This window comes from Nocardioides bruguierae, assembly GCF_023554635.1.
Classification (GTDB): Bacteria; Actinomycetota; Actinomycetes; order Propionibacteriales; family Nocardioidaceae; genus Nocardioides; species Nocardioides bruguierae.
Map to the genome: position 1 here is coordinate 1 of NZ_JAMJPH010000014.1, position 11,847 is coordinate 11,847.

The following is an 11,847-nucleotide window of genomic DNA, read 5'->3' on the forward strand; positions in this document are numbered from 1 at the left end:
GATCGCCACCCTGGCCGTGGCCGGCCTGGCCGCCGGGATGACGCTGACGGCCTGCGCCGGCGCGGGCGGCGGCGGCTCGGCCGGCACCGACGGTGCCGACGAGATCACCGTGATCATGGTCGGCAACCCGCAGATGCAGGACATCGAGCAGCTGACCGAGGACACGTTCACCGCCGACACCGGCATCTCCGTGAACTACACGATCCTCCCGGAGAACGAGCTGCGCGACAAGGTCACCCAGGACGTCGCCACCCAGGCCGGGCAGTACGACGTCGTCTCCGTCGGCGCCTACGAGGTGCCGATCTGGGCCCAGAACGGCTGGCTCAAGCCGCTCGACTCCTACGTCGCCGACGACAGCGACTACGACGCCGACGACCTGCTCGAGCCGATGGTGGAGTCGCTGTCCTACGACGACGCGCTCTACGCCCTGCCGTTCTACGGCGAGTCCTCCTTCCTGATGTACCGCAAGGACGTCCTGGAGAAGGAGGGCCTGACGATGCCGGAGCGTCCCACCTGGGACGAGGTCGCGGACGTCGCGGCGAAGGTCGACGGTGCCGAGAAGGGCATGAAGGGCATCTGCCTGCGCGGCCTCCCGGGCTGGGGCGAGATGTTCGCGCCGCTGACCACGGTGGTCAACACCTTCGGCGGCACCTGGTTCACCGAGGACTGGGAGGCGCAGGTCGACAGCCCCGAGTTCACCGAGGCCGTGAACTTCTACGTGGACCTGGTCAAGAAGCACGGCGAGGCGGGCGCCTCGCAGGCCGGCTTCACCGAGTGCCTCAACGCCATGAGCCAGGGCAAGGTCGCCATGTGGTACGACGCCACCTCGGCCGCCGGCTCCCTGGAGGACCCGAGCGTCTCCGGCATCGCCGGCAACGTGGGCTACGCCTTCGCCCCGACCATGGAGACCGATTCCTCGGGCTGGCTGTGGACCTGGTCGTGGGCGATGCCCGAGACCACCCAGAACGCGGACGCCGCCGCCGAGTTCATGAAGTGGGCGACGTCCTCGGAGTACGAGCAGATCGTCGGTGAGCAGCTCGGCTGGTCCCGCGTCCCCGCCGGCAAGCGCGAGTCCACCTACTCCATCCCGGAGTACGAGGAGGCGGCCGGTGACTTCGGCCCGATCACGCTGCAGTCCATCGAGGAGGCCGACCCGATCGACCCGGGCGTGCAGCCCCGTCCGACCGTCGGCGTGCAGTTCGTCGGCATCCCGGAGTTCGCGGACCTCGGCACCAAGGTCAGCCAGGAGATCTCCGCGGTGATCGCGGGCGACGGCACCGTCGAGGACGCGCTGGCCGACGGCCAGGCCCTCGCCGAGGAAGTCGCCGCGAACTACCGCTGACGCGACCGCGTGACGTCCCTGACGCGCTGACGCCCCGACCCGGCCCGGGTGCGGTGGGAGACCCCCGCCGCACCCGGGCCGTCCCAGCCGACCCCGGCTGACTCCGGCTGAACCCGCAGTTCCACCGCCCGCGCTCCCCGGGAGGAAGCACCCATGACCAGCACCCTCGACCGCGAGGTCGAACCCACGCCCGACCAGCCGCCGGCACCGCCCGCGCGCCAGCTCTCCAGCCGTGAGCGCTGGACCCGCCGCGGCCCGCTGATGCCGGCCCTGATCTTCACCATCGTCGTCACGCAGCTGCCGTTCCTGCTGACGATCGCCATCTCCACGCTGAACTGGAACGTCCTGCGCCCGGGCGACAAGAACTTCCTCGGGATGGGGAACTTCGAGTCGTTCGCGGGCCTCGGCAACTACGCCACCGTCTTCACCGACTCCCGCCTGCGCGACGCGGTGATCAACACGATCGTGCTGACCGTCTCCGTGGTCGTCGTCTCGATGCTGCTGGGCCTGCTGCTCGCCGTCCTGCTGGACCGGAAGTTCCCGGGCCGCGGCGTGGCCCGCACCCTGCTCATCGCCCCGTTCCTGGTGATGCCGGTGGCCTCCGCGCTGATCTGGAAGCACGCGCTCTACAACCCGGACTACGGCCTGTTCAACGGCGTCCTCAACTGGGTCTGGCAGCTCTTCGGGGCCGAGGAGGGCCCGGTGATCGACTACGTGTCGGGCACCCCGATGATCGCGGTCGTCGCCGCCCTGGTGTGGCAGTGGACGCCGTTCATGATGCTGATCCTGCTCGCCGGCCTGCAGTCGCAGCCCACCGACGTGCTCGAGGCGGCCCGCCTCGACCGCGCCTCCGGCATGCAGATCTTCCGCTTCATCACGCTGCCGCACCTGCGGCGCTACATCGAGCTGTCGACGCTGCTGGGCTCCATCTACGTGCTCCAGACGTTCGACGCCATCTTCACCATCACCCAGGGCGGGCCCGGCTCGGCGACGACCAACCTGCCCTACGAGATCTACCTGACGATGTTCCGCAAGTACGAGTACGGCGAGGCCGCCGCGGCCGGCGTCGTGGTCGTCATCGGCACGATCATCGTCGCGACCTTCGCGCTGCGCACGATCTCGTCCCTGTTCACCGAGGAGCACAGCCGATGAGCACCCTGACTCCCTCCACGAGCCCGACCCTGCCCGACACCAAGGCCGCCACCCCCGGCGGTCGCAAGCCCCGCAAGGGCGCCGACCCCGAGCGTGCCGGCTGGCGCTGGGCGACCCTGGCCTGGGTCCTCACGCTGCTGTTCTTCGCCCCGGTCGGCTGGATGGTGCTCACCTCGCTGCACCGCGAGGTCGACGCGGCCACCAACCCGCCGTCCCTCTTCGCGCCGGTGAGCCTCGACAACTACCTCGCGGTCTTCGACCGGGGTGCGGGCGTCTACCTGCTCAACTCGCTGATGGCGAGCGTGATCTCCACCGTCCTGGTGCTGGCCCTGGCGGTGCCGGCGGCCTACGCCCTCTCGATCCGGCCGATCGAGAAGTGGACGGACGCGATGTTCTTCTTCCTCTCGACCAAGTTCCTGCCGCCGATCGCGGCGCTGCTGCCGATCTACCTGATCGTCAAGCAGGTCGGGATGCTCGACAACATCTACACGCTGGTCATCCTCTACACGGCGATGAACATGCCCATCGCCGTGTGGATGATGCAGAGCTTCCTGGCGGAGATCCCGAAGGAGGTGCTGGAGGCCGCGCAGGTCGACGGTGCCGGCTTCCTGCGGACGATGTGGAGCATCGTCACGCCGATGATCAGCCCCGGCCTCGCGGCCACCGCGCTGATCTGCTTCATCTTCAGCTGGAACGAGTTCATGTTCGCGGTGAACCTCACCGCCACCGTCTCGGCGACGGCTCCGGTCTTCCTGGTCGGCTTCATCTCCAGCCAGGGCCTGTTCCTGGCCAAGCTCTGCGCCGCCGCGACGCTCGTGTCCCTGCCCGTCCTCATCGCCGGCTTCGCGGCCCAGGACAAGCTGGTCCGCGGTCTGTCCCTGGGAGCCGTCAAGTGACCACCCACCTCTCGCACCAGACCCTCGACGAGGTCGCCGGGCTCGGCGTCCCCGTGCCCGGCTACGACCGCTCCGCGGTGACCACCGGCATCGTCCACGTCGGCGTGGGTGGCTTCCACCGCGCCCACCAGGCCATGTACGTCGACCGGCTGATGCAGGCCGGCGGCGCGCAGGACTGGGGCATCACCGGCGTCGGGGTGCTGCCCGGCGACGCCCGGATGGCCGAGGTCATGGCGGCCCAGGACGGCCTCTACACGCTCGTGGTCAAGCACCCGGACGGCTCCCTGGAGCCCCGCGTGATCGGCTCGATCGTGGACTACCTGCACGCCCCGTCCCGGGGCCAGGAGGTCGTCGACCTCATGGCCGCGCCGAGCACGCGGATCGTGTCGCTGACCGTCACCGAGGGCGGCTACCACGTCAACCAGGTCACCGGTGAGCTCGACGCCGAGGACGACGGTCTCCAGCACGACCTCGCGGTGCCCGTCGGGGACGCGACCCTGCCGGTGACCGCGTTCGGCTTCGTGGTGGAGGCGCTCGCGCGTCGCCGCGCCGCGGGCGTGCCGCCGTTCACCGTGATGAGCTGCGACAACATCCAGGGCAACGGCGAGGTCGCGCACAAGATGATCGCCGCCTTCGCCCGGCTCCGCGACGCCGACCTGGCGGACTGGATCGAGGCCGAGGTGGCCTTCCCGAACTCCATGGTCGACCGGATCACCCCGGTCACCACCGACGCGGACCGCGGGGCCCTGGCCGAGCGCTTCGGGGTCGAGGACGGGTGGCCGGTGGTCTGCGAGCCGTTCACGCAGTGGGCGCTGGAGGACCACTTCCCCCTGGGTCGCCCGGCCTTCGAGGAGGTCGGCGTGCAGGTCGTGGAGGACGTCGTGCCCTACGAGCTGATGAAGCTGCGGCTGCTCAACGCCTCCCACCAGGCGCTGACCTACGTCGGCTACCTGGCCGGCTACCGCTACGCCCACGAGGTCTGCACCGACCCGCTGTTCGTGGACTTCCTGCTGCGCTACATGACGAACGAGGGCACGCCCACGCTCGCGGAGGTCCCCGGGGTCGACCTGGCGGCCTACCGCCGGCAGCTGATCGAGCGCTTCGCCAACCCCGAGGTGCGCGACACCCTCGCCCGCCTGTGCGCGGAGTCCTCCGACCGGATCCCGAAGTGGCTCGTCCCGGTGATCACCGCGCGGCTCGCCGCCGGTGGGGCCGTGGACGAGGCGGCGCTCGTCGTCGCCTCGTGGGCCCGCTACGCCGAGGGCGTGGACGAGGCGGGGCAGTCGATCGACGTGGTCGACCGTCGCAAGGAGCAGGTGATGGCGCGCGCCGCCCGGCAGACCGGGCCCGACGCCGACGAGCTGGCCTTCCTGCGCGACCCGGCGCTCTTCGGCGACCTCGCCGAGGACGAGCGGTTCACCGGCCCCTACCTCGAGGCCCTGCGCAGCCTGCACGAGCACGGCGCCCGGACGACCCTGGAGGAGTGGGCCCGGCGCTGAGGAGCGGCCGCTGGCGCCCGACCCTGCATCCGGGCAGGTCAGCGGTCGGAGGACGCCCCGCACGGGCCCCGGGAGCGGGTCCGTGCGGGGCGTCGTCGCGTCCGGGGGGCATGAATTTCACTGCATTTCCGTGCCGATCCAGTGGTGGTCCAGATCGGTGGTCGTAGGGCCCGCGGGAGGCCCCGTTCGTCCGGTGGTCGGACGTCGGTGAACGACTGTCGGGACAAGGGGGCCCCTCGGTACTGGCACGTGCTACCAGTGGAAACTCCCAGGTGAGAGGTGGGTCACAGAAAGTGGGGGTCGCAGGGCCCCCGGCGACAGGCCGAGAGTCCCGGGGTCCGGTAATGGAAGGCATGGCTGAGGTATCGGACGTCGTCCTGATCGGCGGTGGCATCATGAGCGCCACCCTGGGCACGCTGCTGCGGCAGCTCGAGCCGGAGTGGGAGATCCGTGTCGTCGAGCGGCTGGACGCTGTCGCCCTCGAGAGCTCGGACGCGTGGAACAACGCGGGCACCGGCCACGCCGCCCTCTGCGAGCTCAACTACACGCCGCAGAACGCGGACGGCTCGGTCGAGATCGCCAAGGCCGTCGACGTCAACGAGCAGTTCCAGGTCTCGCGCCAGCTGTGGTCCTTCCTCGTGGAGTCCGGCAAGCTGCCCGAGCCCTCCTCCTTCATCCACCCCACCCCGCACATGAGCTTCGTGTGGGGCGCCGAGAACGTGGAGTACCTGCGCCGCCGCTACGAGGCGCTGCGCGAGCACCCGCTGTTCGTCGGCATGGAGTACAGCGAGGACCGCGCCACCATCGCCGCCTGGGCGCCCGCCCTCGTCGAGCAGCGCGACCCGTCCGAGCCCATCGCCGCCACGTGGACCGCGGCCGGCACCGACGTCGACTTCGGCTCCCTCACCCGCCACCTCACCTCGGCCATGGTCGACGGTGGCGCCACGCTCGACCTCGGCACCGAGGTCCGCTCCGTCACCCGCGGCGACGACGGGCTCTGGGAGGTCGCCTGCCGCCCCACCGACGGTGGCGAGACCGTCGTCCACCGCGCCCGCTTCGTCTTCGTCGGGGCCGGCGGCTACGCGCTCCAGCTGCTCCAGGGCTCCGGCATCCCCGAGATCAAGGGCTTCGGCGGCTTCCCCGTCTCCGGCCAGTTCCTCCGCACCACGAACCCCGAGCTGGTCGCCCAGCACCACGCCAAGGTCTACGGCAAGGCCGCCGTCGGCGCCCCGCCGATGTCGGTGCCGCACCTGGACACCCGCGTCGTCGACGGCGAGCCGTCGGTCATGTTCGGCCCCTACGCCGGCTGGTCGCCCCGCTTCCTCAAGTCCGGCTCCAACCTGGACCTGATCCGCTCCGTGCGGCCGCACAACATGTGGCCGATGGTGCAGGTGGGCCTGCGCAACCTGTCGCTGCTGGTCTACCTGGTCAAGGAGGTGCTGGCCGGGCGCCGCAAGAAGCTCTCCGAGCTGCGCAACTTCGTCCCGGCCGCGCAGGCCGACGACTGGGAGCTGATCACGGCCGGCCAGCGCGTCCAGGTCGTCAAGAACGTCCCGGGCAAGGGCGCCGTCCTGCAGTTCGGCACCGAGGTCATCACCTCCGCCGACGGGTCGATCGCCGGCCTGCTCGGCGCCTCGCCGGGTGCCTCGACCGCCGCCCCGATCATGCTGACCGTGCTCGAGCGCTGCTTCCCCGAGCAGTGGACCGGCTGGAAGCCCGCGCTGGAGGCCATGGTGCCCAGCCACGGCGAGCGTCTCTCCGAGGACCCGGCCCGCGCCCACGAGATCATGACCCGCACTGCCGAGAGCCTCGGCCTGGCGCTCCCGCCGGAGCGCGTGCGAGACGCGGTGCCTGCCTGATCCGCCTGCCTGATCCGCCGGGCCTGATCCGCCGGGCCCGAACGCGCCGAGACCCCCGGGAGCAGCTGCTCCCGGGGGTCTCGTGCGTGCCGGGGCCGGTACCCCTGGTGCCCGGCGGGGCCGACGGACGCCGCGCGTGCTCAGCCGTGCACGCGCAGCGCCTCCTCGTCGGTCATGAGTCGTGAGCGGATGAGGAACCGGACCCCGTGCGGGGCCTCCAGAGAGAAGCCGGCACCCCGGCCCTTCACGACGTCGATGGTGAGGTGGGTGTGCGACCAGTACTGGTACTGGGCCTTCGACATCCACACCGGCACGGCTCGCTCGAGCCCGACGTCCAGGTCGCCGATGTGCACGTCGGAGTCGCCGAGCATGAAGTCCCCGTCCGGGTAGCACATCGGTGCCGAGCCGTCGCAGCAGCCACCGGACTGGTGGAACATCACCGGCCCGTTGGCCTCGGTCAGCGTGCGGACCAGCTCCGCGGCCGCGTCCGTCACGTCGACCATGTCCAGCGTGCTCCGGTCAGTCATCGGTTCCTCCTCGCTCGACCACCACCACAGGTGGTTCGCCGCGCTCCGTACCTGGGTCTCGACACGGCGGTCGCGACCTCGTTCCTCGGTCGCGCGCCTCGCTCGACCACCATCACAGGTACTTCGCTCCGCTCAGTACCTGTCAGAAGAACCCGAGGGCGTCGGGGGAGTAGCTGACGAGCAGGTTCTTGGTCTGCTGGTAGTGGTCGAGCATCATCTTGTGGTTCTCGCGGCCGATGCCCGACTGCTTGTAGCCGCCGAACGCGGCGTGCGCCGGGTAGGCGTGGTAGCAGTTGGTCCAGACGCGGCCGGCCTTGATCTCCTTGCCGGCGCGGAAGGCCTGGGCTCCGTCACGCGACCACACGCCGGCGCCGAGGCCGTAGAGGGTGTCGTTGGCGATCTTGAGGGCGTCCGCCTCGTCGTTGAAGGAGGTCACCGACACGACCGGGCCGAAGATCTCCTCCTGGAAGATCCGCATCGAGTTGTCGCCCTCGAAGATGGTCGGGGTGACGTAGTAGCCCTCCGCCAGGTCCCCGTCGAGCACGTTGCGCTCGCCACCGGTGAGGACCTTGGCGCCCTCGTCCTTGCCGATCTGGATGTAGGAGAGGATCTTCTCGAGCTGGTCGTTGGAGGCCTGGGCGCCGATCATCGTGTTCGTGTCCAGCGGGTTGCCCTGGATGATCTTCTCGACGCGGGTGACGGCGTCGGACATGAAGTCCGCGTACATCGACTGCTGCACGAGCGCCCGCGACGGGCAGGTGCAGACCTCGCCCTGGTTGAGGGCGAACATCGCGAAACCCTCCTGCGCCTTGTCGTAGAAGGCGTCGTTGGAGGAGGCGACCGAGTCGAAGAAGATGTTCGGGCTCTTGCCGCCCAGCTCAAGCGTCACCGGGATGATGTTCTGCGAGGCGTACTGCATGATCAGGCGGCCGGTGGTGGTCTCGCCGGTGAACGCGATCTTGGCGATGCGCGAGCTGGAGGCCAGCGGCTTGCCGGCCTCGACGCCGAAGCCGTTGACGACGTTGACGACGCCGGCCGGCAGCACGTCGGCGATCAGCTCGATGACCTTCAGGATCGACCACGGGGTCTGCTCGGCGGGCTTGAGCACCACGCAGTTGCCGGCGGCCAGGGCCGGCGCGAGCTTCCAGGTGGCCATGAGGATCGGGAAGTTCCACGGGATGATCTGACCGACGACGCCGAGGGGCTCGTGGAAGTGGTAGGCCACCGTGTCGGCGTCGATCTCGCCGATGCTGCCCTCCTGGGCGCGCAGCACGCTGGCGAAGTAGCGGAAGTGGTCGACCGCGAGCGGGATGTCGGCGGCGAGGGTCTCGCGGACCGGCTTGCCGTTCTCCCAGCACTCGGCGACGGCGATCGTCTCGAGGTTCGCCTCCATGATGTCGGCGATCTTGAGCAGGACGTTCGCGCGGTCGGTGGTGGAGGTCTTGCCCCACTTCTCGGCGGCGGCGTGGGCGGCGTCGAGCGCGGCCTCGATGTCCTCGGCCGTGCCGCGGGCGATCTCCGTGAACGGCTTGCCGTTGACCGGCGAGATGTTCTCGAAGTACTGACCCTTGACCGGGGCCACCCACTCGCCGCCGATGTAGTGGTCGTAGCGGCTCTTGACGGACACGAGGGAGTCGGGGGCTCCGGGCGCTGCGTAGACGGTCATCTTCATGCTCCTCGTACGAGTGGACGCGTCGTCGGCTGTGACGACGGTCACACACTACGACCGGTCAGGTTGCGCGGACGTTGCCGGCGATCCGCCCAGGTCAGAGGCGCCCGGTATGCGTGGGGGAGTCAGCCGAGCTCGGCGTCGAGGCGCGCGATCTGGCCCTCGATGAGCGGGAGCACCGGCGAGGTGCGCCCGACGGCGGCCCGCTGGGCGATCCACATCTCGTAGTCGTCGCGCCCCCAGGCCGAGCGGGTCCACGTGGACATCAGGTCGGGCTCGTGGCTGCGCAGCAGCGCGTGCCGCAGCGAGTGCTGGAGGGACTCGCGCAGGCGGACGACGCCCGGCGCCGTCGAGCGCAGCAGCATCGGCCCGCGGTAGGAGCGCATCGCCCCGCGCAGGTCGCCGGCCGCCAGCTGCGCCTCGACCGCCAGCCAGTCGCTGCTCACGCCGGCCGCGAGCCGGTAGGGGCGGGAGGCCAGCAGCTCGTCGCCCAGGAGGCCGCGAAGCCGGTTCAGCTCCGCGCGCAGCGTGGAGGAGGCGCCGTCGTCCTCGTAGAGCAGGACGGAGAGCTCGTCGCCGGACATGCCCTGAGGTGCCGCGGCCAGCAGCGTGAGGATCTCGCTGTGCCGGGGGCTGAGCCGCAGCGTGGAGACCGAGCCGCGTCCGTCGTCCACGGTGACGAGGGCCTCGGCACGGCCGAGGGCCTCGATCATCAGCCGCAACCCGTGCTGCGAGACCGGACGCGGCGCGGCGGCCTGCTCGCGGGCGAGCTCGGCCTCGGCGAGGCGGGCGGCGGCGCGGACCATCGCCATCGTCTGCGGCACGACCACCTGGTCGCCGCCGGTGATGTCGAGGACGCCCAGCAGCTGCGAGGTGGCCGGGTCGTGGATCGGGGTGGCCACGCACGACCACGGCTGCACCGCCGAGCGGAAGTGCTCGCGCCGCGTGACGGTGGCCGGGGCCCCGGTGGCCAGGGCCAGGCCGGGCGCGTTGGTGCCGGCGAGCCGCTCGTCCCAGTTGCTGCCCTCCACGAAGCCGATCGACTCGGCCTTGCGCAGCGTGCTCGTGCCGCCGCACAGCCACAGCAGGTTGCCGCTGGCGTCGCCGACGGCCATCACCGCGTCGCAGTCGCGGACCGCCTGGCCGAGCACGTCGTCGAGCAGCGGGAAGACCCGCGCGAGGGGGTGCGCCTCGCGCATGTCGCGCAGGTCGGAGTCGGTGATGAGGACGGGTGCCTCCACCGCGTCCGAGCGGACGCCGGCGGCGGCGGAGCGCTGCCAGGACTCGGCCACGTCGGCGCGCATGCTCTCGCCGCCCGACTGCTCCGTCATGGTCACAGTGAACATCAGGACGCGCCTCCCCGCCATGGTTGCGTGTGACCGTGGTCTCACGTTCCTGGGCCGAGGGTGCGGGCCGCGTGGTTGCACCGACGTTGCAGCCCGGGGTCGCAGGGCGTCGCCCGGGGAGGGCCTGTGGCGCCCGGGCCCGATTTCGCCCGACCTGGGCTCTCCCGTAATGTTCTCCGCGGTGGCGTGTCCGAGAGGCCGAAGGTGCATCACTCGAAATGATGTGTGGGGAAACCCACCGTGGGTTCAAATCCCACCGCCACCGCAGCACAGGAGCCCCGGACCGACCTCGGTCCGGGGCTCCTGCCGTTCCCGGGTGAGCCGGGTCTCGCAACATCTGGTGGTTCACCGGCGTTGTGCCGGGGTACCGGTCGCTGAGCCGACCCGACCTCGATCCCCCGGAGGAGCCCCCGATGCGCCCGCCCGTCGCCCCCGTCCGTCAGCGCCGCACCTCGCACCGCCCGCCCCTGGGGCGTGCGCTCGTCGGCGGCGTCGTCACCGGTGGCGTGACGGGCTACCTGCTCGCCCGTGGAGTCGGCCAGGCGCGCACCGTCGCGATGGGCGCCCTCGTGTGGGCCGCCCGCGCCAGCGTGCCCGCCCGCAGCTGAGGCTCGGCGTCGGGGCTCCCGGGGTCAGGGACAGCTAGGGGAGCGGACGGCGAAGGACGTGGGTGAGCGGAAGACCTGCTGGACCCGCTCGCCCGCCTCGTCCGTGTAGCTGACCTCGAACCCGGTGAACGCGCCGGTGAGGCCGTCCACGACGGCGCCGCCGGGGATGCGCCGCACCTGGACGAGGAACGTGCCCTCCTCGCCGGCCTCGAGGTCCAGCTGACCCGCGGACAGGTCGGTGCCTGCCGCGTAGTCGAACGGGTACCGCACGTCCTGCCTGGTCAGGACCCGCTCCCGAGTGGCCCACCGGACCGCGCCCGTGACGGGGAAGGAGAACTCCGTGGCCGGCATCCAGCGGCTGTCGGGGCTCGCGACGCCGGTGGCGTCCGCCAGCGAGACCCGCACGTCGGTCGCCGGCTCGGTCAGCTCGGTGGTGATCTCGTAGAAGCCGAGGTCGAACGGTCGGTCGCCGCCGGACAGGCACTGGGACCTTTCGGCGGGCTCCGACCAGGAGAACGCGGTGCCCTCGGCGGTGCCCTCTGCGGGGTCCGCCGTCGCGCTGCTCGGGGACGAGCCCGACGAGCCCGATGAGCCCGACGAGCCCGATGAGCCCGACGAGCCCGACGAGCCCGACGAGGAAGTCGAGGGAGTCGAGGGGGACGCGGCCGTCGTGCCGCCCGGGTCGCCGTCGGCCGTGCCGTCGCCGCTGCAGGCACTGCTGAGGACCAGGACACCGACCAGGGCCAGCGAGCCGAGCAGGCGCTTCGCGGTGGGGCGCTGCCCGGTGTGGTCGTCCGGGGAGAGGTGCGAGGTCATGGCAGCGGGTCCTGTCCGAGACGGTGGGTCCCCGATCCTCGCACGCGCGTCAGGGTGGCCGGACGGTCGGGTGCTCCGGCTCGCGAGCCCGGACGGCCGCCGGGGGGGGGGCGCGGCGCGCGCCCCCCCCCCC

At 71.2% G+C, this 11,847-nt stretch carries 10 protein-coding genes and 1 tRNA gene; 7 read left to right on the forward strand and 4 right to left on the reverse strand.

Annotated elements, in window-relative coordinates; translation table 11 throughout:
- The 5 genes from M8316_RS08825 to M8316_RS08845 form a co-directional block, all read left to right on the forward strand.
- A partial coding sequence (locus tag M8316_RS08825) for an ABC transporter substrate-binding protein (RefSeq protein WP_308195981.1) occupies window positions 1-1,342 on the forward strand: 1,342 nt, incomplete at its 5' end.
- Window positions 1,343-1,495: 153 nt separating this feature from the next.
- Complete coding sequence (locus M8316_RS08830; protein ID WP_250053824.1) at window positions 1,496-2,494, forward strand: carbohydrate ABC transporter permease; 999 nt, start codon at window positions 1,496-1,498, stop codon at window positions 2,492-2,494.
- On the forward strand, window positions 2,491-3,390 hold the full coding sequence (locus tag M8316_RS08835; RefSeq protein ID WP_250053826.1) for a carbohydrate ABC transporter permease: 900 nt from the start codon (window positions 2,491-2,493) through the stop codon (window positions 3,388-3,390). Before M8316_RS08830 ends, M8316_RS08835 begins: the two co-directional genes overlap by 4 nt.
- Window positions 3,387-4,889: a mannitol dehydrogenase family protein gene (locus M8316_RS08840; protein ID WP_250053828.1), complete on the forward strand. Its 1,503-nt coding sequence runs from the start codon at window positions 3,387-3,389 to the stop codon at window positions 4,887-4,889. The genes M8316_RS08835 and M8316_RS08840 overlap by 4 nt, the downstream gene beginning before the upstream one ends.
- Window positions 4,890-5,242: 353 nt before the next feature.
- Complete coding sequence (locus tag M8316_RS08845) at window positions 5,243-6,748, forward strand: malate:quinone oxidoreductase (RefSeq protein WP_250053830.1); 1,506 nt, start codon at window positions 5,243-5,245, stop codon at window positions 6,746-6,748.
- 140 nt (window positions 6,749-6,888) lie between these two features.
- On the opposite strand, the gene M8316_RS08850 is transcribed toward M8316_RS08845, so the two are convergent.
- The 3 genes from M8316_RS08850 to M8316_RS08860 form a co-directional block, all read right to left on the reverse strand.
- Window positions 6,889-7,275 (reverse strand): DUF779 domain-containing protein, encoded by a 387-nt coding sequence (locus M8316_RS08850; RefSeq protein ID WP_250053832.1) that lies wholly within the window; start codon window positions 7,273-7,275, stop codon window positions 6,889-6,891.
- A 142-nt stretch (window positions 7,276-7,417) separates the two neighbouring features.
- Window positions 7,418-8,941 carry an acetaldehyde dehydrogenase ExaC gene (gene exaC / locus M8316_RS08855; protein ID WP_250053834.1) on the reverse strand — a complete coding sequence of 508 codons (1,524 nt, stop codon included), beginning with the start codon at window positions 8,939-8,941 and terminating at the stop codon, window positions 7,418-7,420.
- A gap of 128 nt (window positions 8,942-9,069) precedes the next feature.
- The gene (locus M8316_RS08860) at window positions 9,070-10,275 is read right to left on the reverse strand and encodes a GAF domain-containing protein (RefSeq protein WP_250053836.1); all 1,206 of its coding nucleotides are present in this window, start codon (window positions 10,273-10,275) and stop codon (window positions 9,070-9,072) included.
- A 195-nt stretch (window positions 10,276-10,470) separates the two neighbouring features.
- On the opposite strand from M8316_RS08860, the gene M8316_RS08865 reads away from it, so the two are divergent.
- Together M8316_RS08865 and M8316_RS08870 are read left to right on the forward strand one after the other, a co-directional pair.
- Window positions 10,471-10,555 (forward strand) — tRNA-Ser (locus tag M8316_RS08865).
- Window positions 10,556-10,703: 148 nt separating this feature from the next.
- A complete protein-coding gene (locus M8316_RS08870) occupies window positions 10,704-10,898 on the forward strand; it encodes a hypothetical protein (protein ID WP_250053838.1) in 195 nt (64 codons plus the stop codon).
- A gap of 24 nt (window positions 10,899-10,922) precedes the next feature.
- Here M8316_RS08870 and M8316_RS08875 read toward each other — a convergent pair whose 3' ends face one another.
- A complete protein-coding gene (locus M8316_RS08875; protein ID WP_250053840.1) occupies window positions 10,923-11,714 on the reverse strand; it encodes a hypothetical protein in 792 nt (263 codons plus the stop codon).
- Window positions 11,715-11,847 lie beyond the last annotated feature (133 nt).

Bases quoted from the DNA above. Each gene is read 5' to 3' on its own strand.
- M8316_RS08860 (WP_250053836.1), bottom strand. From the start codon at position 10,275: ATGACGGAGCAGTCGGGCGGCGAGAGCATGCGCGCCGACGTGGCCGAG.
- exaC (WP_250053834.1), bottom strand. From the start codon at position 8,941: ATGACCGTCTACGCAGCGCCCGGAGCCCCCGACTCCCTCGTGTCCGTC.
- M8316_RS08850 (WP_250053832.1), bottom strand. From the start codon at position 7,275: ATGACTGACCGGAGCACGCTGGACATGGTCGACGTGACGGACGCGGCC.
- M8316_RS08875 (WP_250053840.1), bottom strand. From the start codon at position 11,714: ATGACCTCGCACCTCTCCCCGGACGACCACACCGGGCAGCGCCCCACC.
- M8316_RS08835 (WP_250053826.1), top strand. From the start codon at position 2,491: ATGAGCACCCTGACTCCCTCCACGAGCCCGACCCTGCCCGACACCAAG.
- M8316_RS08830 (WP_250053824.1), top strand. From the start codon at position 1,496: ATGACCAGCACCCTCGACCGCGAGGTCGAACCCACGCCCGACCAGCCG.
- M8316_RS08845 (WP_250053830.1), top strand. From the start codon at position 5,243: ATGGCTGAGGTATCGGACGTCGTCCTGATCGGCGGTGGCATCATGAGC.
- M8316_RS08870 (WP_250053838.1), top strand. From the start codon at position 10,704: ATGCGCCCGCCCGTCGCCCCCGTCCGTCAGCGCCGCACCTCGCACCGC.